Raw genomic sequence first — 19,361 nt, forward strand, 5'->3', positions numbered from 1 at the left:
CGGGCGAATCGCCAACCGGCGGCATCCGTACGGACGTTGCCGGTAGCTTGGACGGACCGCAGACCGCGTGTGACGTACAGCAGGAGAACTCCATGGCAGACGAGCGGCTCACCCCCGACCAGGACGCGTTGTCCAAGATCGACACGACGGTGCCGCACTCGGCCCGCATCTGGAACTACTGGATGGGCGGCAAGGACAACTACGAGGTGGACCGGATCGCGGGCGACGCCTACCGCGAGCACGCGCCCACCATCGAGACGATGGCCCGCGCCTCCCGCCAGTACCTGATCCGCGCCGTGACCTATGTGACCGGCGAACTCGGCATGCGCCAGTTCCTGGACATCGGCACCGGGCTGCCGACCTACGACAACACCCACCAGGTCGCCCAGCGCCTCGCCCCCGAGTCGCGCATCGTGTACGTCGACAACGACCCGCTGGTGCTGCGTCACGCCCAGGCCCTGCTCACCAGCACCCCGGAAGGTGTCACCGAGTACATCGACGCGGACCTGCACGACCCGGAGAGGATCATCGAACGGGCCGCGAAGACCCTGGACTTCGACCGGCCGGTCGCCCTGATGCTCATGGGCATCCTCGGCCACATCCAGGACTACGAGGAGGCGAAGTCGATCGTCCGCCGCCTCCAGGCGGCCCTTCCCTCGGGCAGCTGCTTCGTCCACTACGACAGCACCGACACCGACCAGGCGCTCAAGGAGGCCCAGCAGGGCTACGACGACACCGGCGCCATCCCGTACGTCCTGCGCAGCCCGGAACAGCTCACCGCCTACTACGAGGGTCTCCATCTGGTCGAGCCCGGCATCGTCTCCTGCCCGCTGTGGCGCCCCGAGCCCGGCACGCACCCCGAGCCCACGGACATCCACGGCGGCGTGGCCCGCAAGCCCTGACGGGTCAGGTACGTACCCGCTCGGTCATGACCTGCGCTCCTCCAGCGCCGTCCGCCAGGCCGGGAGCCGGTCCTCCGGCGCCGGTTCGGCGCGTCGGCCGCCCCGGGCGAAGAAGTCGGCGAGCGGGAGGATGGCCGCTCCGACGGTGACCGCGTCGGGACCCAGGCGTCCCAGTTCGACGGTCACCTTCTCGGCCGGGTGACGCAGGGCGTACGCCGTGGCGTGGCGGCGCACGGCGGGCAGGAAGCGCGCGCCCAGCTGGAGGCCCGCCCAGCCGCCGATGAGGATGCGCTCGGGCTGGAACAGGTTGATCAGGTCGGACAGACCGGCGCCCAGGTACTCGGCGGTCTCCTCCAGCACGGCGAGGGCCACGGGGTCGGCGGCGGTGCCCTCGGACGGGTAGGCGGCGGCCAGCATGGCGGTCAGCGCCGTCTCCTCGTCGGTGCCGCGCGGCGGTTGTCCTCCTTCCTCGCGCCACCGGGCCAGCAGCGACTCCGCACCGGCGTACGCCTCCAGGCAGCCGAGCGCGCCGCACCGGCACCGGCGGCCCCGCACCCGGACGGTCAGGTGGCCCCACTCGACGGCTCGGCCGTGTTCGACGTCGGGCGTGACCAGGCAGGCGCCGACACCGGAGCCGAAGAGCACCACGACCGCGTTGCCCGCGCCGCGCCCCGCGCCGAACCACATCTCGGCCTGGCCCAGCGTCTTGGCGCCGTTGTCGATGAAGTACGGGACGGTCTCCGGCAGTTGCGAGCCGCCGCGGAGCAGCGCCTCCAGGGGGACCGCGTCCCAGCCGATGGTCTGCCCGTGCACGACGGCGCCCCGGTCCTCGGTGCGCTCGACGATGCCGGGGACGCCGATGCCGACGCCGAGGAGCCGCTCGGGGTCCGGCCCGGCGGCGGCCAGGACCTCGGCGATGCCGTCCCGGATGTGCCCGGTGATCACCTCGACGTCGTAGCGCTGCGCCGCGAGCGGCCGCTCGGCCCGCGCCAGCTCCGTGAGGGTGAGGTCGAACAGCTCGACGCGCACCCGGGTCTCGCCGACGTCCACACCGATCATGTGACCGCTGTCCGGGGCCACGCGCAGCAGGGTGCGCGGGCGCCCGCCGTCGGAGTCGACGCTGCCGGCCTCCTCGACCAGGCCGTCGGCGATCAGGTCGGCGACGACGTTGCTGACCGAGCCGGAGCTCAGACCGGTCGCCGGGCCGAGCTCGAAACGGCTCAGAGGGCCGTCGAAGTACAGCCTCTGCAGGACGGCCGTACGGTTGGCCCGCCTGAGATCGCGCACCGTGCGCCCGTTCCGCCCCGCCATGTGGCTCCCTCGTCCGAATCCGTCCCGGCCCGTCCCCGACCTGCAACATACCGCTGCGAGCCATGATGGCACGACTTCTTCGCCCCCTTAGTCCACGTAATAAATTAAGACGTGGCTTCGATCAGGGGGTGCGGCCCGCGCCCACTCGTGGGGCACACGCCGTCCCCGCACCCTCGGACACCCCGTGCTGCCGGGCGAGAGTGTGCCAGACCATCTTCAGGTCCTGCGCCGCGTACCGGCCGGTGCGGGCCGCCTCTCCGATGATCCTCGAGTCCAGCCGGCCGTCCTCGGCGATCCGGGCACCGCGGTCCACGTACTCCCGCCCCCGGTAGTCGGCGTGGCGACGCAGCTCGGTACACCCCGTCCCGGGCGAGCGCGCGGACGACGGGCAGACCGCCGCAGAGCCGGTCCGGGTGGAGATTGAGGGTGATGCGCAGGTCCGGATCGACGGCCGGACCCCGTCGACAGGCCGGCGACATGCCGCAGCGCCGCCCGCGCCCGCCGGGACCGCACGCCCTCGAAATCCATTGGATCCCTTCCCCCAAGCTGTTTACCCTAGGCATGAAACTAAAGCTTTTAGGCACTGCGCGCAGACGTGTCGTGCCCCGACACACCGGAGCCTCCCATGAGATCACTCACCGAGCAGGACATCCGCAACTCCTTCGTCAACTGCTCGAAGGGCGAGGCCAAGCGGCTGGCCGTGCCGCGCGATCTGGCCGAGCGCCCCTGGGACGATCTCGATTTCCTGGGCTGGCGCGATCCGGGCGCCCCCGACCGCAGCTACCTGGTGACCGAACGAGGCGGAGGCCTGGCGGGCATCGCCCTGCGTTTCCCGTCCTCCCAGCGCGGCTTCCTGCACCGCAGCATGTGTTCGGTGTGCCTGACCACGCATCGCGGCGGCGGGGTGTCCCTGATGACCGCCCGCAAGGCCGGCGCGGCGGGCCGCGAGGGCAACTCGGTCGGTGTCTACATGTGCACCGACCTCGCCTGCTCGCTGTACGTGCGGGGCAAGAAGGTCCCGGACTCCGGGGCCCGGTTCGAGGAGAGCCTGACGCTCCAGGAGCAGATCGCGCGCGCGACCGGCAACCTGTCCGCCTTCCTCGACAAGCTGGGCGCCTGACCGGCGGGGCCGGCCCCACCGCCGGACCGGACCGGACCGGACGCGGGCCGGCCCGGCGGTGGACCCAGGACGTTCGATGCGCCGGTGAACGGGGAACAGCGCAAGGGATGCGAGATGTACGTGAGTGGACGGCACCCCTGGTACGACTGCTGCGCCGGCACCGGAACCCCGTCGTCGTTCAGGCGCTGCGGTCCACGGTCGCGGCGACGATCGCGTATGTCATCGCCAAGCAGCTGAGCCCGGAGCCGGCGCCGCTGACCGCTCCCCTGACGGCCCTGCTCGTCGTCCAGGTCACCCTGTTCGCCACGCTGACCACCAGCATCCGCCGGGTCAACTCGGTGGTGGCGGGGGTGCTCGTGGCGATCGCCTTCTCCCTGCTGGTGGGGCTGACGTGGTGGAGCCTGGCGCTGGTGATCCTGGCCGGGCTCGCCGTCGGGCACCTGGTGCGGGTGGACGAGTTCGTGGCCGAGGTGGCGATCAGCGCCATGCTGGTCCTCGGGGTCACCACCGTCGGCAGCACAGGCTGGGCGCGGATCGTGGAGACGCTGATCGGTGCGGTGGTCGGCATGGCCTGCAATCTGCTGCTCGCACCCCCGGTGTGGACCGAGCACGCGGGCGAGTCGATCGACGGGCTGGCCCGCCGGATGCGGAAGCTGATGCTGTACATGGGTGAGGAGGCGGCCGGTCGCCCGGCGGTGGAGCACACGGCGGCGCGGTTGCACGAGGCGCGCCGCCTGGACCACGACATCGCCGGGGTGGACGCCGCCCTGCGGCAGGCCGAGGACAGCCTGCGGCTCAACCCCCGGGTGCGGGAGGGTCTGCTGAACCGGGTGGTGCTGCGCACCGGGCTGGACACCCTGGAGATCTGCACCGTCGTGCTGCGGGTGCTCGCACGCACCTTCACCGATCTGACCAAGGCGCGCGAGCCCGAACCGCTGTTCTCGCCGCAGACCGGTCCGCTGGTGCAGCAGCTGCTGTGCGAGATCTCCGACGCGGTGGTCAGCTACGCGGTCCTGGTGACCACCGATGTGAGCGTGAGCGCCGAGTCGGCCGAGTCCCGGCTCGCCGCCGAGCTGCGGCAGGCATCGGCCACCCGGGACAAGCTGGCGCAGCTCCTGCTGGAGGAGGTGCAGCAGGACGCGAGCCAGTGGCAGCTGCACGGCGCGGTGCTGACCGAGGTCAACCGCATCCTCGACGAGATGGACATCGAGCACCGTTCGAAGCGGCTGCTGGAGGAGCTGGACCTGCACACCCGCGCGCAGCGCGCCCGCCGGTCCCGGCTGACCCGGTTCGCGGACCGGCTGGGGGCCCCGGTCAGGCTGGGGCGGAACCGTGAGGAGGCCGTGGGGCGTTCTCTGTGACAGGACGACGGAGGGGGACGGGCCCGTGACCGACACGAGGGTACGGATCGACGGCAACAGCCTGCGGCTGCCGGACGGTGTGACGGTGCGGTTCATACGCACCCTGAGGCTGCCGGAGACGGGCACGCACCGGCTGCCGCCGGGGCACGGGGAGTTCCCGCTGCGGCGGGTGTCGGACTACCCGGACACGGTGCCGGAACAGTGGCGGGCACGGGGCGGGGTGATGCTCCCGGTGTATCTGCGCGAGGCGATGTGGCTGAGCTTCGCCGGCACGTCCCGCCCGGCCGCGCTGCAGGTCGGGGTGGGCAAGGTGTGCGCCGTCTCGGGCCGGCCGTGGAGCGACCGGCTCTCGCGCGATCCGCAGAACTACGTGGTCCTGCCGCGCCAGCCCTGGCTGGACGGCATCAACTCCGGCAAGGGCACGGTGCGCCAGTTCGTCGCGGTGCCGCTGGGCCTCGGAGCGACCGTGGAGGGTCAGGTCACGGGCGAGGAGGTGTGGGGCGGTGTGCAGTTGCAGTCGTTCCCGCTGAGCGAGGCGGCGCTGGCCAGGTGGCAGGAGCAGCAGGCGCGGCTGGGGACCGTACGGCGGCGGATGCCGCCTGCCCCGGCCGCCGCCCCGGCACCGGGGAACGCGCCCCGTGCGTACGGCGTCGCGATGGGTCTTGGCGTCGGCGGCTCGATGCACCAGGAGGTCTACCGGGACGAACGGCCGCCCGGCGACTGGGCCGACGAGCCCGCCGGACGAGTGTTCGTGCACCTGGTGACGCCCCCGGAGTGGCGCCGCATCACCGGCGAGGCTCCCCCGCCGTCGCCGGTGGACCGCGCCGCGTACACCCGCGCGGGCCTGCCCTGGTTCGACTACTACGACCAGGACGCCGAGGACCTCGCCCCCACGGACGGCCTGGGTTCGGTGCGGCCGGTCGGGGACTGGCTCGGTGAGGACCACGAACCCTGGCAGGAACCGTCGCCGCACCAGATCACCCCGCTCAAGGACGCCCCGAGCAAGCCCGTGGACGACGGCACCTGGTAAGCCCGGTACGCGGCACCCACCAGGCCCGGCACCCTGCGCGAGCCATTGCGCAGCGTGCATCGACGGTTGCCTGTCTTGCCCTTCCCAGGTGGTCCAGGCGAAGGTGGCCTGTGTCGGCCGAGGCGGTGGAGACGTGGGGTACGGGCATGAGCGGTGGGGCACGAGCGGCACGCGGAGGCTGGAGCCGGCGCCGTTTTGTCGGCGCCGCGGCCGGTGTCGCGGCGATGGCGGCCGTTCCGGCCCCGGCACGTCCGGGGTCCGGGTCCGGTCCCGCGCCCGGCTCCGGAGCCGGGCGGTCGCCGGGCGGGGCCGCCGCGCCGGAGGCGGCGGCGCGCGCCGGGAAGCCGACGGGCACACGGTCCGGGCCGCGCCCGCTGTACCTGGGCACCTACACGTCCGTGGCGGGCGGCGGCACGGGCATCGGCCTCGCGGAGTACGACCCGGTCACGGGCGCCGTGACCGGCCGGGGCACCCTCACCGGGATCCCCGACCCCTCCTACCTCGCGGTGCACCCGGACGGCCGGACGCTGTACGCCGTCGACGAGCGCCCCGACGGCGGTGTGACCGCCGTTCGGCTCGCCGATCACGCGGTGCTCGGCACCCGCTCCACCGGCGGCGCCGGCACCTGCCACCTGTCCGTGCACCCCGGCGGGCGCTGGCTGCTGAGCGCCGACTACCGGTCCGGCAGCGTGGCCGTGCACCCGATCGACGGCTCCGGTGCGCTCGGCGAGCGCACCGACCTGGTGACGCACTCCAGCCCGCCGCCCGGTCCCGGGCAGCAGGGGCCCCACGCCCATCAGTTCGTCACGGCTCCGGACGGCCGCCACCTCCTCGCCGTCGACCTGGGCACCGACACCGTCTACACCTACCGCCTGGACCCCCGCAGCGGACGGCTCACCGAGACCTCCCGGGCACACACCCGGCCCGGCGCCGGGCCGCGCCACCTGACCTTCCACCCCGGCGGCCGCTACGTCTACCTGGCCGACGAGGTCGACGACACGGTCACCGTGTGCGCCTACGATCCGCCGACCGGGCGGCTGACCGTCGGCCGGCCGCAGTCCACGGGCTCCGGCCCGGGCACGAACTATCCGGCGCAGATGCTCGTCACCGCCGACGGCCGGTTCGCCTACCTCGCCAACCGGGGCGACAACACCCTGGCGCGCTACGCGGTCGAGGCGGACGGGTCCCGGCTCAGGCTGCTGGACACGGTGACGGTGGCCGGTGACTTCCCGCGCCAGATCGCCCTCTCGCCGGACGGCGGGCTGCTCTTCGCGGCGAACCAGAAGTCGAGCACGGTCAGCGTCTTCCATGTGGACCGGACGAGCGGCGCACTGCGTCCGGCGGGCGAGCCGTTCGCCTCACCGGTCGCCGTCTGCGCGCTGCCCCTGTAGGGAACGCGGGCAGGCGGTGGAGCCCGCCTGGGCGAGCAGGACGTGCATGCGCTCGGCGAGTTGGGCGAGGTCGTCGGCGGGCGCGTGAAACATCAGGCGTACATCGCCGTCGGTGCGGGCGCGCTCGACGCGCAGGGTCAGCGCGTGCCGGTCCACGGCGAGCGGCCGTACCCGCACCGCGCCGTGCAGGCTGTCGGGCCCGACGAGCCGGCTGAGCCGCTCCACCGCGTCGGGGTGGGCGTCGGCGAGGTGGGTGAGCAGCCGTGCCTCCGCCCGAGCGAGTGGGTCGGGCGCCGCGGCGGCGAACTCCTCGGGGTCCACCGCGACGGTGCCGGACGGCTCCCGCAGCAGCACGCGCGTCGGCTGGAACACCAGGTCCTCGCCCTCGCCGGCGAACCGTCCGGCGAGCCGCAGCCGGGCGCGGATCCGCCTGCGCACGGGGACGGGCGCGACGTCGGCGAACTCCACCACGGCGGGCAGCTCACCGCGGGGCGCGCACAGGGCGCTCACGCTCAGCACGCTGTCCTCGGACGGACGCAGGCGCACCCGGCCGTCCTCGTCGACCGTGTGCGCCCCGACGAAGTCCTCCCGGCCGCCCTCGGCGGTCACCGCGCAGGACCACGCGGCGGCGAGCACGGACCGCGCCCGCTGTGCCGCGCCGGGCACCGCCTCCCAGGTGTGGCTGTCACCCATCCCGACCTCCTTATTTTAGGTAAGCCTTGCCTAACTTACAGAAGATCGAGGCGCACGCCAACCAGGCACCGGGCATGGACAGAGGCATCTCAGGGGCGTGCGGAGGCACGGGCGGCGACGGACAGGGCGCACGCGGCGGTCTCCGACCGGACGCGGAGGCCCGAAGTTCCGCTCAGGGCGAGAGCACGCCCAGCAGCGCCCGTGCGCACAGGTCCCGCACCTGTTCGCGCGTCAGATCCGAACGGCGCAGCCACTCCAGGCAGACGGCGGTCGTGAACGCCAGCCAGCCGCGCACCGCGAGTTCGAGGTCGGGACGCCGCGCGGCGAGCGGGCCGAACTCGGGATCCGCGGCCAGCGCGGCCAGGATCTGCCGCTCCTGGGCGGCCAGAGCCCGCTGGTAGACGCGGCGCACGGCCTGGTCGCCCGCCGCGTCCGCGCGATGGAAGGCACGGTAGCCGTGCGCATGGGCCCGCACGTACTCCAGATAGGTGTCCAGCCCCGCCGCGAGCTGCTCCCGCACCGGCACTCCGGGCACGGCCGCGGTCATCCGCAGCATGCGCTCGCTCTCCCGCTCCACGACCGCCGCGAAGAAGTCCCGCTTGGTCGGGAAGTAGTGGTAGAGCAGCCCTCGCGAGACACCCGCGATCTCGGCGACCTGCTCGATCCACACGTCGTCGTACGGGCTTTCGGAGAACAGACGCGCCCCGACCGACAGCAGCTGCTCGCGGCGTTCCTCCGTGCTGAGCCGGCGGCGCGTGCGCTGCTCCCCCTGGTTCGCGGCCATGCCCGCACTCTACTTGACGCCGGTTCAACAGCCGGACCAGACTGCGAACCGCTATTGAATCCGCGTACAACACCGAGGCGACCGGGGGGACGAGCGCATGGCGCAGACGACGACCGGAACCGGACCGGCCGGACCCGCCGGATATGACGAGCTTCCGAAAGGATTCCGCGGTGCGGAGCTGGGCTGGCCGGAGCTGCACCGCATCCCGCATCCGCCGCACCGACTCCCGCTCCTCGGCGATGTGCTCGGCGCCCACCGGCGCAAGCCCGTGCAGGACTCGATGCGCTACGCCCGCGCACTCGGCCCGATCTTCCGGCGCCGGGTGTTCGGCAAGGAGTTCGTGTTCGTCTGGGGTGCGCGGCCGGCCGCCGACCTGGCGGACGAGACACGCTTCGCCAAGCACGTGGGCCTCGGCGTGGCCAACCTGCGGCCGGTCGCCGGGGACGGCCTGTTCACGGCGTACAACCACGAGCCCAACTGGCAGTTGGCGCACGACGTCCTGGCCCCGGGCTTCAGCCGGGAGGCGATGGCCGGCTATCACGTGATGATGCTGGACGTGGCCGCCCGGCTCACCGACCACTGGGACCGCGCGCTCGCCGCCGGGCGCACCGTGGACGTGCCCGGGGACATGACCAAGCTGACCCTGGAGACCATCGCGCGCACCGGCTTCGGCCACGACTTCGGCTCCTTCGAGCGCCCCCGGCCGCACCCGTTCGTCACCGCGATGGTCGGCACCCTCTCCTACGCGCAGCGGCTCAACACGGTCCCGGCCCCGCTGGCCCCGTACCTGCTGCGGGGTGCGACCCGCCGCAACGCCGCCGACATCGCCTACCTCAACCGGACGGTCGACGACCTCGTCCGCGCCAGGCGCACGGCGGGTGGCGACGCGGCCGGCGACGGGGACCTGCTCGACCGGATGCTCCGGACGGCTCACCCGGACACCGGGGAGCGGCTGTCCCCCGAGAACGTGCGCCGCCAGGTGATCACCTTCCTGGTCGCGGGTCACGAGACCACCTCGGGCGCGCTGTCCTTCGCGCTGCACCACCTCGCCCGGCACCCGGAGGTCGCCGCCCGCGCCCGGGCCGAGGTGGACCGTGTGTGGGGAGACACGCCGGCGCCCGGCTACGAGCAGGTCGCCAAACTGCGGTACGTGCGCCGGGTGCTGGACGAGTCACTGCGGCTCTGGCCGACGGCGCCCGCCTTCGCCCGTGAGGCCCTGCGGGACACGGTGCTGGGCGGAGAGCATCCGATGCGCCGGGGCGCCTGGGCGCTGGTGCTGACGACGATGCTGCACCGCGACCCCGAGGTGTGGGGCGCGGACGCCGAGCGGTTCGACCCGGACCGGTTCGAGGCACGGGCCGTACGGGCCCGCCCGCCGCACGTCTTCAAGCCGTTCGGCACCGGAGCCCGGGCCTGTATCGGCCGCCAGTTCGCCCTGCACGAGGCGACGCTGGTCCTCGGTCTGCTGCTGCGCCGCTACGACCTGCACGCCGATCCGGGGTACCGGCTGAGGGTGACCGAGCGGCTGACCCTCATGCCGGAGGGCCTGCGGCTGCGCCTCGAGCGGCGGACGGCCCCCCTCGCGCCGCCGCCCTCGGGCGCGGCCGGGGTGGCTCGGGTGCCGTCCTCGGACGACCGGGTTCCGGTCCCGGACGGGGAAGGGCGTTCAGCCCCGCGCTGCCCAGTGCACCGGACGGGTCACTGACGCGGGCAGCCGGGTGCGCTCGTTGCCACGGGCCGCGTCGAGCTGGGGCTGGGTCAGGAAGAACGCACCGGTCAGATCCGCGTCCGTCAGGTCGGCGTCCCGCAGATCGGCGCCGATCAGATCAGCGCCGCGCAGATCGGCGCCGGTGAGGTCGGCGGCGATCAGGTAGGCGCCGCGCAGGCTGACCCCGCGCAGATCGGCCCGCCGCAGCCGGGCACCGACCAGGTCGGCGCCCCGCCGGTCCTTGCCTCTGCCCTTCCCGCCACGGACCGCGGACCGGACCAGGTCGCTGGTGCGCAGCAGGAGCACGTTGACGTCCTGGCGGTGGGCGCCGACGTCCAGCGCGGTGAGCTCCCCGGGGGGCAGCAGGGTGAGTCGCTCGGTCTTCGCCAGGGCCTGGCGCAGGTCGGCGTGGACGGGACGGGCGGCGGGCAGACCCAGCGCCTCGGTGAGGTACCAGAGCAGCTCGTGGAGCTGGCGGACCACCGGAAACACCTCGAACATCCGCCGGGCGTCCTCCCGGGAGCCGTCACGCCAGTCCCGGCCGGCGAAGGTGACCTGGGAGACCTTCTGGCCGGCGCCGAAGCAGTCGTAGACCGTGCAACCGGTGAAGCCCTTCTGCCTGAGCCGCGCGTGGATGCCGCACCGGTGGTCGCCCCGGAGGTTCGGGCAGGGCTTCCCGGCCGGCTTGTCGAGCGCGAAGTCCGCCGAGGCGGCGAAGGGCAGGGCCACGCAGCACAGCCCGAAGCAGCGCGCGCAGTCGCCGCGCAGGTCGGACCGGTGGGGCACGTCCGTCCGGCCGGCCGGGCCGGCTGTCTGATCTGGCATGCCGTCCACCCTACTGACCTGCGGGGCCGCCTCCGGACCACCCCGGTCGGCGCAGGAAGACGGCGCTGGCCGCCGTGAAGCGTTCCGGGTCGTCGAGCCAGGGATGGTGCCCGGCGCCGGGCTGGACGACCAGTCCGGCGTGGTGGAACAGCCCGGCGTACTCGGCCATCGCGGCCGGTGGGGAGTTCAGGTCGACTTCGCCGGCGAGCACCAGCACGGGTGCGGGCAGCCGGGCGAGGGCCGAGCGGGTGGCCTCCGGGTCGTAGGCGCCGCCGCCGCCGTAGACGGCCGCGGCCTCGCTGTTCTTCTGCTCGGCGTCCGCCGCGTCCAGGGCCCGGGCGGACTCGTCCCAGCGGCCGTGCAGGAAGGGGGCGATGGCCTCCCACTGCCCGTCCGCGGTTCTGCCCTTCACCACGTCCTCCAGAGCGGCGTACGCCGTCGGGAACCAGGGTTCGCTCCGGCGCTGCCGCGCCGTGGCCAGCCGCACCTCCGCCGTGATCGTGATGCCGACGGCCGCCACGCTCGGCGTGATCAGCGCGAGCCGTCCCACGCGTCGGGGGTGGCGGCTCGCGTAGAGGACCGCCAGGTTCGCGCCGGCGCAGTGCGCCAACAGGTCCACACGCTCGACGCCGAGGTGTTCCCGCAGCGCCTCGACGTCGTCGACGAGTCGGTCGCAGCGGTAGCCGGCCGGGTCCCGCAGGATCGCCGACTGTCCGCTGCCCCGCAGGTCCAGGATCACCAGTCGCCGGTGGGCGGACAGGCCCCCGAGGTCGCCGAGATAGGCCGAGGCCCGTACGGGACCGCCCGGCAGGCAGACCACCGGCGGGCCGTCACCGCTCACGTGGTAGGCGAGGCGGGTTCCGTCGTGGGCGGAGAAGGCGGGCATGGCGAGGAGCCTGTCAGCGGGCGGGCCGGCCGGGCAACCGGATCGTCCGTCCCGCGACCTTTCCCGCGCCGGCGGCGGTCAGTGGGCCAGGACGGCGGGCAGGTCCAGCCGTTCCAGCCGCTCGGTGTCGGCCAGGATGTACATGTGGGTGATCCGGCCGTCGGCGACGGTGACGCCCATGACCGACAGCGGCCGGCCCTCGGGCGCGTTGGCCACGCCGACCGTGCCGTTGACCAGGACGAGCCGGGCCGACCCCGCGTACGGGGAGAAGGTGAGCGCCTGCGCGGCCACCGTCCTGGCGCCGTGGACCACCTTGGAGACGGCGCCGCCCCGGACCAGGGCTCCGGCGTCGACCCGGAGCACCACGTCGGGGTGGAGCACGGCCACCAGTGCCTCGAAGTCGCCGCCGCGCGACGCGGCGAGGAAGGCGTCGAGGACCTGCCGCTGCCGTCCGAGGTCGGTCTCGGTGGACGGGGTGGCGCCCTGGACCCGGCGCCGGGCACGACTGGCGAGCTGCCGGGTCGCGGCCGAGGTGCGCTCCACGATCGGGGCGATGTCGTCGAACGGCACCGCGAACAGGTCGTGCAGCACGAACGCCAGCCGCTCGTCCGGCTCCAGCATCTCCAGCACGACCAGCAGGGCGAGCCCCACCGAGTCGGCCTGGAGCGCCTCCTGCTCGGGGTCGATCCGGGTCAGCGGTCGCAGCACGGGGTCGGGGACGAAGGTCTCGTCCATGGGTTCCTCGCGGCGCGAGGTGCGGGTGCGCAGCAGATCGAGGCAGATCCGGCCGGTCACGGTGGTCAGCCAGGCGGTCAGGTTGTCGATGGCATCCGCGTCCGCGCGGGTCAGCCGCAGCCAGGCCTCCTGCACGGCGTCCTCGGCCTCCGGCAGCGAGCCGAGCATGCGGTAGGCCACCGCCCTCAGTTGACCCCGGTGCTCCTCGAAGCGCCGCGCCAGGATCTCCTGGTCACCCGTCCCGGTCATCCTCTGCCCCCCGTCCGCGTCCCCTGTCCCGGTCCTTGCGGATCAGCCTAAGGGCTGTCCCGCGATCCCCGGCGGGCGCGCGACGCCGGCTACGCCTTGCCGCGTTGTCGGAACATCCGCATACGCCCAGTATGCGGACGCCCCTGCGCCTTGCGATGATCCCCCACTGCCTGAACGGCGTGGGAGGTGCCCCGGCATCCGACGCCGCGCGCCGATCCACCGCGGATCACGGGACAGCCCTTGGACGCGCCGATGCGCGGAGTCCGCGACCGGGCTGCCCGCGAGCGGCCCGGACCACGTCAGTCGTCCTGGGACGGCGCCGCGGTGAGGCGCCGGTACAGCTCCCAGCCGGCCCGCTCGACCCAGTTGTGCAGCAGCTTGCCGTCCTCGCGTACCGCCCACACCGCGATACCGGAGAAGGAGATCGGCCGCCCGTCGGCCTCGGTGCCCATGACGCCGTTGTTCAGCCCGTGCACGCACCAGCGGGAGGCCACCCGGCTGCCGTCCTGGTTCTGGAAGGTCTCGGCGACCTCCAGCCGCAGGTCGCCGACCTGGTCGAGGAAGTCCCTGATCCAGGCCTTGAAGTTGTCACGGCCCTCGATGCGCTCGCCCGCGTTGGTGATCACGAAGTCCTCGACGACGAAGTCGTCCGCCTTGTCGGGATCGTGCGCGTTCCACACCTGCTCCCAGAACGCCTCGACGATCTCGACGGAGTTCGCGTACGCCATGGCATCCTCCAACGGTTCGACCGACCATGTCCCACACCGCCGAGCTGTACCCCGGTGGGAATATGGCGCACCACTCACGGCTCCGGAGCACCCGGACGACCGCTTTCCTCCGTGGCCGGGGCGCGGGTGCCGCCGCCGCTTCGGGCCGCTGCCCTTCACGTCGCAGGCGCCGGGCAACGGGCAGCGGCTGGAGCCGACCGCCTTCGGCTCCGTCGTGGCGGCGGACCGGCCGCCGCTCACGGCGCGCCGCCGGGCCGGCCCCGCGGGGCGAAGGTGCCCGTCGTCAGACGTCGTCGCGGACCAGGGCCAGCAGCCGGTCCAGGACGCGTGGCCCGCCGGCCCGCACCCCGTCGTGCTCGAACTCGTCGGTGACCCAGGTGCGCAGCCCGCGGATCGCACGGGCGGTGTCCAGGGCGTGCTCGGTGTCGACATACATGTCGTCGTGGTAGACGGCCGCGGCCACCGGGACCTTGTTGGCGGCGAGTCGGGCGGGGTCGTACAGGGGTCGCCAGTCGGTGCGGGCGGCGAGCAGGTCGGCGGTCTCGCGCAGCGGACGCAGCGCCGGGTCGCAGTCGAACGTCCAGGGATGCACGGACTCGCCGGTGAACAGCACCGGTCCGTCGCCCGCCAGTGCCTTGGCCGCGTCGAACTGCGGGAACTCCCCGCGGACCCGCTCGGCGGACCAGGCGGTGGGACGAGCGTCCTGACCGTAGATCGCCTCGTGGACGAGGGCGTACAGCGGATGCCCGGCGTACGACAGCAGGCCCTGGACCTCCTCCTGGAAGGCGTCGGACAGGGCGGGGCCGTGCGGTGTGCGGACGAAGGCGTGTTCCAGGAGGAAGTGGAGGCGGTGGCTGCCGTCTCCGGTGCCGAGCAGGAGGCCGAGGGACTGGAAGGCCTCGGCGGTGAGGCGGTAGCCGTTCGGGAGCACGACCTCGTGGGTGAGGAGGTGGTCGGCGATGCGGCGGACCCGCTCGACGTCCTGCGGGTAACGGGCGTAGTGGGCAGCGACCTTGCGCTCGATGCGCGGGTAGGCGGCCCGGTAGACGTCGTCGGCGTGGGCGTCCAGGGCGGGCAGGCCGCCGGTGATCACAGCGGCGGCCAGGCCCTCGGGGTGCAGGGAGAGGTAGCTGACCGCGCAGAAGCCGCCGAAGCTCTGGCCGAGGACCGTCCAGGGGGCGCCGCCGGTCAGCGCCGGGCGGATCGCCTCGCAGTCGCGGACGATCGAGTCGGCACGGAAGTGGGTGAGGTAGTGGGACTGCTCGGCCGGCCCGCCGCGCAGCGGCAGGGTCTGGCGGTTGGCGGGCGTGGAGCGGCCGGTGCCGCGCTGGTCCAGGAGCAGGACACGGTAGTCCTCCAGGGCGCGGCCGAGCCAGGCCTGCTTGCCGACGAAACGATTCGCCCCGAACCCCGGGCCGCCCTGGAGGTAGACCAGCCACGGCAGGTCCCGTCCCCCGTCCGCCTTGTCGCTCGCGACGGCCTCACGGGCGTAGAGCTCGATCGTCTCCCCCGCCGGGTCGTCGTGGTCGAGCGGCACGGTGAAGGAGTGGTCGGTGAGGACGACGCCGGGCTGGCGGTAGCTGACGGTCAACGGATCTCCTGATGACGCAGGGTTTACGGCCGCGTCCCAGTTCAACACATGTCCCTCCGCCGTCCGAGCCCCGGGGATCATGAATTTTGCTGTACATCCGTTCAGTGCACGCTGAACGGACGGTCAGCGGCCGGGCAACGTGGAGCTGCGCACCACCAGTTCGGGCTGGAGCACCACCCGCCGGTGCTCGTGCGCGCTCCCCGCTCCCTCACGCGCCTCGGTCTCCTCCAGCAGCAGCTCCGCCGCGAGAGCGCCCATGGTGACGGCGGGCTGGCGCACCGAGGTGAGCGGGACGGCCGCGGCGGCCGCGAACTCGATGTCGTCGTAGCCGACGATCGCGAGGTCGTCGGGGACGCCGACCCCGGCGGCGTACATGGCCTGGAGGACGCCCAGGGCGAGCAGGTCGTTGGCGCAGAACACGGCCGTGGGCCGGTCGGCGAGACCGAGGAGACGGGCACCCGCGTCCCGGCCGGCGGCCACGTCCAGGCGTTCGGTGGGCAGTTCGCGCAGCACGTCGGGCCCGAGGCCCGCCTCGCGCAGCGCGGTCAGGGCGCCGGTGCGGCGGTCGCGGACCTGGTTCAGGCCGGGCGGGCCGCTGACGTACGCGATGGAGCGGTGCCCGGCGTCCACCAGGTGCCGTACCGCCAGGGCGCCGCCCGCCACGTCGTCCACGGACACCGAGCACTCGCTGGCTCCCTCGGCCACCCGGTCGACCAGGACGAAGGGGATGTTGTGCCGGCGGAAGACCGCGATGTTGCGGCCGGTGGCGTCGGTCGGGGTGAGCAGGACGCCGCGCACCCGTTGCTCGGCGAAGAGCGAGAGGTACTCGGCCTCCTCGCTGACGCTCTGCGCGCTGTTGCAGACCATCACGCCGAGCCCGGCCTCGCGGGCGGCCCGCTCGGCGCCGCGGGCGACGTCGACGAAGAACGGGTTGCCCATGTCGAGGACGAGCAGCCCCATGATCCGGCTGCGGCCGGCCCGCAGCTGCCGCGCGGACTCGCTGCGGACGTAGCCGAGGCGGTCGATCGCGGAGAGCACCCGGGCGCGGGTCTGGGTGGCCACGGTCTCGGGACGGTTGATGACGTTCGAGACCGTGCCCACGGAGACACCTGCGGCGCGGGCGACGTCCTTGATACCCACCGACTGGGTCATCGGCTGAAGACCTCCGGGAAGACGAGGGGCGGCGGGCGGGGGTTCACATTACCGCCACCGCGCGCACACCAGAGCGGATCAGGCAGGCAGTTCGAAGTCGACGACATGGAGCGGCGAGGGCGTGGTGCCGCTCGATCTCTCCTGGCAGAGGAACGACAGGACGTTGTCCGCCCCGACGCGCGTCTCGTCGATCACGACCTCCCCGAAGGCGTGCAGGCCGCCGCCGTCGAAGAGCAGGGTCCAGTCGCTGTGGCCGGAGGCCTTCGAGGCGGCGGCGATCCTGCCGTGGGGCAGGACGGCGTAGGCGTTGTCGTAGCGGTCAAGGACGAGTCCGCTGCGCCCGCCGGCACGCAGGGGGACGGGGATCTCGGTCTTGCGCCAGGTGCCGGCGACGTCCTTGCGGAGGTGGAAGGCGCGGCCGTGCGCGGTGCGCTCGGCGACGTGGTCGCCGGTGCGTGGGCCGAGGCGGACCGGGACGTGGCTGACGAGCGCGTGCGGCAGCCCGGCCGAGTCGGTCCACTGGCTCTCCTGGTTCATCAGGCAGTGGCCGGGATCGAGCGGGTCCACGACGAGTCCGGGGCTGGTCACGGCGACCTTGTCCGGGCCGCCCGTGGTGCCGACGACGCGGCCCGCGTCGTTGCGCCAGGTGCGGCCGCGGTCGGTGGAGTACACGTAGCCGGTGTCGTGGTTGGCCAGGCCTCCGCCGCCGGTCACCGCCCCGTTCCGCTCGCGCCAGGTGAAGAAGGCGTGCAGCCGGCCGTTCGCGTCGTAGTCGATGCCGTGCAGGTACATGTTGCGGGCGGTCGAGGTCCCGTGCTCGCCGGTGTAGCTGCCGCCGGAGTCGGTCCACTCCCCCAGGCGGGTCCAGGCCGAGCCGTCGTACTCGGCGAGGGCGCACCGGCCGTCGCCGCTCACACCGTCGCGGTAGCTCAGCTGGAGCCCGCCGTCGGGGGTGGAAACGAACTGCGGGTAGGTGAAGCGGGAGGTGAGCGTGAGCCCGTCGAGTGTCGTGGCCACGGCGCCGAAGGCCTCGGGCGTCCAGGCGGTGGCCGTCGGGTCGTCGAGGAGTCCGGCGGCCGACTTGACGTAGTGGAAGCCGTCGCTGTGCGAGTCCATGTTCAGGTGGAGCCGGCCGTCGGCCCGCGAGACGCCCATGCAGATGACGTTGTGGGAGTCGTCCGCCCCCAGCCGGTGGGGCAGGGTGACGGTGGACCAGGCCGAGTCGCCCAGGGCGCGGCGCGCGACCACGGCGTGCCGGCTCGCGGTGTACCAGGCCGCGTACTGGTGGCCCCGGCAGGTCAGCAGGCCGCTCTTCTGGAAGGAGTTGGTGTTGACCAGGCCGTCGTAGGAAACGAAGTAGACGGCCCGGGCGTCCAGCAGGGTGCGGCCCTTGAAGGTGAGCGACGGTCTCATGGCAGGCTCCGGGTCAGGCGAGGTGGAAGACCTCGGTGAGAGGCTTCATGGCCTCGTCGGGCCGGGCGCCGTCCAGCGACTCGAAGAAGGGCGCCATCTCGGCCTGCCACCGGGCGTTGACGTCGGTGGCCTCCATGCCCGCCTTGGCGTCCTCGAAGTCCTCGGTCTCCAGATAGCCGACGAGAAGGCCGTCGTCGCGCAGGAAGAGCGAGTAGTTGTGCCAGCCGGTGGCCGAGAGCGCCTCGCGCATCTCGGACCACACGGCGGCGTGGCGTTCGCGGTACTCGGCGATCTTGTCCTCGCGGACCTTGAGGAGGAAACAGACGCGCTGCATGAAGTACCGCTCCCGGGGTGAAGGGGGTTGAGACGATCAGAAGTCGAACTGGTCGATGTTCTTGGCGTCGAACACCGTCGGCTTGCCGAGGTTGATCACGCCGTCCTTGCCGATGGTGTAGCTGCCCATGTCACCGGCCTCGAAGGTCTCGCCCTCCTTGCCGGTGATCTGCCCGGAGGACAGGGCGACGGCGGTGTGGGCGGCCAGCTCGCCCAGCTTGGCCGGGTCCCACAGCTCGAAGGCCTCGACGGTGCCGTTCTTGACGTACTTGCGCATGTCGTTGGGCGTGCCGAGACCGGTCAGCTTGACCTTGCCCTTGTACTTGGAGCCGGACAGGTACTGGGCGGCGGCCTTGATGCCGACGGTGGTCGGGGAGATGATCCCCTTCAGGTTCGGGTACTGCTGGAGCAGGCCCTGGGTCTGCTGGAAGGACGCCTGGGCGTCGTCGTTGCCGTAGGCGACCTTGACCAGCTTGATGTCCTTGTACTTGGGGTCCTTCAGCTCCTCCTTCATGAAGCCGATCCAGGTGTTCTGGTTCGTGGCGGTCTGCGCGGCGGACAGGATCGCGATCTCGCCCTTGTAGCCGATCTGCTGAGCGAGCAACTGGACCTCGGTGCGGCCGAGATCCTCGGCGGAGGCCTGGGAGACGAACGCGTTGCGGCAGTCGGGCTTGGTGTCGGAGTCGTAGGTGACGACCTTGATGCCGTTGTTCATGGCCTGCTCGAGCGCGGTGCACAGGGCGCCGGGGTCCTGCGCGGACACGGCCATCGCGTCCACCTGCTGCTGGGTGAGCGTGTTGACGTAGGAGACCTGGCCGGAGGTGTCGGTGGCGCTGGAGGGGCCGACCTCCTTGTACTTCTCGCCGAGGGCCTCCAGGGCCTTCTTGCCGCCGCTGTCGGCGGAGGTGAAGTAGGGGTTGTTGACCTGCTTGGGCAGGAAGCCGACGGTCAGGCCCTTCTTCGTCGCGGCGTTCGGGTCCGCCTTGCCGGCCGAGGAGGCCGCCGCGCCACCGTCGTTCTTCACGTCGTTCTTGGTGGTGCCGCCGCAGGCGGTGACGGCCAGGGCGAGGGAGGTGACGGCGGCCAGGGCCGCGCAGGTACGGCGGATCGATGCTCTGCGCATGAGGGTTCCTTACGAGGAGTGCGGGA

General features: G+C 72.8%; 18 protein-coding genes and 1 pseudogene. 6 read left to right on the forward strand and 13 right to left on the reverse strand.

The genetic code is table 11. The features are described from left to right. Window positions 1–92 precede the first annotated feature (92 nt). Window positions 93–902, forward strand: a complete 810-nt coding sequence (locus ACWDUZ_RS00945; protein ID WP_451629604.1) for an SAM-dependent methyltransferase — start codon at window positions 93–95, stop codon at window positions 900–902. Window positions 903–926: 24 nt separating this feature from the next. On the opposite strand, the gene ACWDUZ_RS00950 is transcribed toward ACWDUZ_RS00945, so the two are convergent. Together ACWDUZ_RS00950 and ACWDUZ_RS00955 are read right to left on the reverse strand one after the other, a co-directional pair. After that, a complete protein-coding gene (locus ACWDUZ_RS00950; protein WP_451629605.1) occupies window positions 927–2,213 on the reverse strand; it encodes an ROK family transcriptional regulator in 1,287 nt (428 codons plus the stop codon). 121 nt (window positions 2,214–2,334) lie between these two features. Further along, window positions 2,335–2,565, reverse strand: a pseudogene (locus ACWDUZ_RS00955) (DUF3626 domain-containing protein); the annotation flags it as partial. A gap of 273 nt (window positions 2,566–2,838) precedes the next feature. On the opposite strand from ACWDUZ_RS00955, the gene ACWDUZ_RS00960 reads away from it, so the two are divergent. From ACWDUZ_RS00960 to ACWDUZ_RS00975, 4 genes are all read left to right on the forward strand, one after another. Beyond that, the gene (locus tag ACWDUZ_RS00960; RefSeq protein WP_451629606.1) at window positions 2,839–3,333 is read left to right on the forward strand and encodes an FBP domain-containing protein; all 495 of its coding nucleotides are present in this window, start codon (window positions 2,839–2,841) and stop codon (window positions 3,331–3,333) included. 107 nt (window positions 3,334–3,440) lie between these two features. Then, a complete protein-coding gene (locus ACWDUZ_RS00965; protein WP_451629607.1) occupies window positions 3,441–4,694 on the forward strand; it encodes an FUSC family protein in 1,254 nt (417 codons plus the stop codon). A 25-nt stretch (window positions 4,695–4,719) separates the two neighbouring features. Continuing rightward, window positions 4,720–5,724, forward strand: coding sequence for a hypothetical protein (locus ACWDUZ_RS00970; protein WP_451629608.1), 1,005 nt, complete (start codon window positions 4,720–4,722; stop codon window positions 5,722–5,724). 146 nt (window positions 5,725–5,870) lie between these two features. Next, window positions 5,871–7,115 (forward strand): lactonase family protein, encoded by a 1,245-nt coding sequence (locus ACWDUZ_RS00975; RefSeq protein WP_451629609.1) that lies wholly within the window; start codon window positions 5,871–5,873, stop codon window positions 7,113–7,115. Here ACWDUZ_RS00975 and ACWDUZ_RS00980 read toward each other — a convergent pair. Both ACWDUZ_RS00980 and ACWDUZ_RS00985 read right to left on the reverse strand, forming a co-directional pair. Next, window positions 7,083–7,808, reverse strand: coding sequence for a DUF2470 domain-containing protein (locus tag ACWDUZ_RS00980; RefSeq protein ID WP_451629610.1), 726 nt, complete (start codon window positions 7,806–7,808; stop codon window positions 7,083–7,085). The genes ACWDUZ_RS00975 and ACWDUZ_RS00980 overlap by 33 nt on opposite strands. Window positions 7,809–7,980: 172 nt before the next feature. Further along, window positions 7,981–8,592, reverse strand: a complete 612-nt coding sequence (locus tag ACWDUZ_RS00985; protein WP_451629611.1) for a TetR/AcrR family transcriptional regulator — start codon at window positions 8,590–8,592, stop codon at window positions 7,981–7,983. Window positions 8,593–8,689: 97 nt separating this feature from the next. On the opposite strand from ACWDUZ_RS00985, the gene ACWDUZ_RS00990 reads away from it, so the two are divergent. Further along, window positions 8,690–10,297 (forward strand): cytochrome P450, encoded by a 1,608-nt coding sequence (locus ACWDUZ_RS00990; RefSeq protein WP_451629612.1) that lies wholly within the window; start codon window positions 8,690–8,692, stop codon window positions 10,295–10,297. On the opposite strand, the gene ACWDUZ_RS00995 is transcribed toward ACWDUZ_RS00990, so the two are convergent. From ACWDUZ_RS00995 to rhaS, 9 genes are all read right to left on the reverse strand, one after another. Next, on the reverse strand, window positions 10,259–11,125 hold the full coding sequence (locus ACWDUZ_RS00995; RefSeq protein WP_451629613.1) for a pentapeptide repeat-containing protein: 867 nt from the start codon (window positions 11,123–11,125) through the stop codon (window positions 10,259–10,261). The genes ACWDUZ_RS00990 and ACWDUZ_RS00995 overlap by 39 nt on opposite strands. 10 nt (window positions 11,126–11,135) lie before the next feature. Further along, entirely contained in the window at window positions 11,136–12,011 is an 876-nt protein-coding gene (locus ACWDUZ_RS01000) for an alpha/beta fold hydrolase (RefSeq protein WP_451629614.1), read from the reverse strand. A gap of 78 nt (window positions 12,012–12,089) precedes the next feature. Continuing rightward, a complete protein-coding gene (locus ACWDUZ_RS01005) occupies window positions 12,090–12,995 on the reverse strand; it encodes a sigma-70 family RNA polymerase sigma factor (RefSeq protein WP_451629615.1) in 906 nt (301 codons plus the stop codon). Between the two features lie 299 nt (window positions 12,996–13,294). Beyond that, window positions 13,295–13,723, reverse strand: a complete 429-nt coding sequence (locus tag ACWDUZ_RS01010) for an ester cyclase (protein WP_451629616.1) — start codon at window positions 13,721–13,723, stop codon at window positions 13,295–13,297. A gap of 283 nt (window positions 13,724–14,006) precedes the next feature. Further along, window positions 14,007–15,314: an alpha/beta fold hydrolase gene (locus ACWDUZ_RS01015; protein WP_451629617.1), complete on the reverse strand. Its 1,308-nt coding sequence runs from the start codon at window positions 15,312–15,314 to the stop codon at window positions 14,007–14,009. Window positions 15,315–15,437: 123 nt separating this feature from the next. Next, entirely contained in the window at window positions 15,438–16,466 is a 1,029-nt protein-coding gene (locus ACWDUZ_RS01020; protein ID WP_451629618.1) for a LacI family DNA-binding transcriptional regulator, read from the reverse strand. Window positions 16,467–16,544: 78 nt separating this feature from the next. Next, complete coding sequence (locus ACWDUZ_RS01025) at window positions 16,545–17,879, reverse strand: BNR repeat-containing protein (RefSeq protein ID WP_451629619.1); 1,335 nt, start codon at window positions 17,877–17,879, stop codon at window positions 16,545–16,547. Window positions 17,880–17,892: 13 nt separating this feature from the next. Further along, window positions 17,893–18,213: an L-rhamnose mutarotase gene (locus ACWDUZ_RS01030; protein ID WP_451629620.1), complete on the reverse strand. Its 321-nt coding sequence runs from the start codon at window positions 18,211–18,213 to the stop codon at window positions 17,893–17,895. 36 nt (window positions 18,214–18,249) lie between these two features. Next, window positions 18,250–19,335, reverse strand: coding sequence for a rhamnose ABC transporter substrate-binding protein (rhaS, locus tag ACWDUZ_RS01035; RefSeq protein WP_451629621.1), 1,086 nt, complete (start codon window positions 19,333–19,335; stop codon window positions 18,250–18,252). Window positions 19,336–19,361 lie beyond the last annotated feature (26 nt).

The organism is Streptomyces sp. NPDC003393 (genome assembly GCF_053589015.1).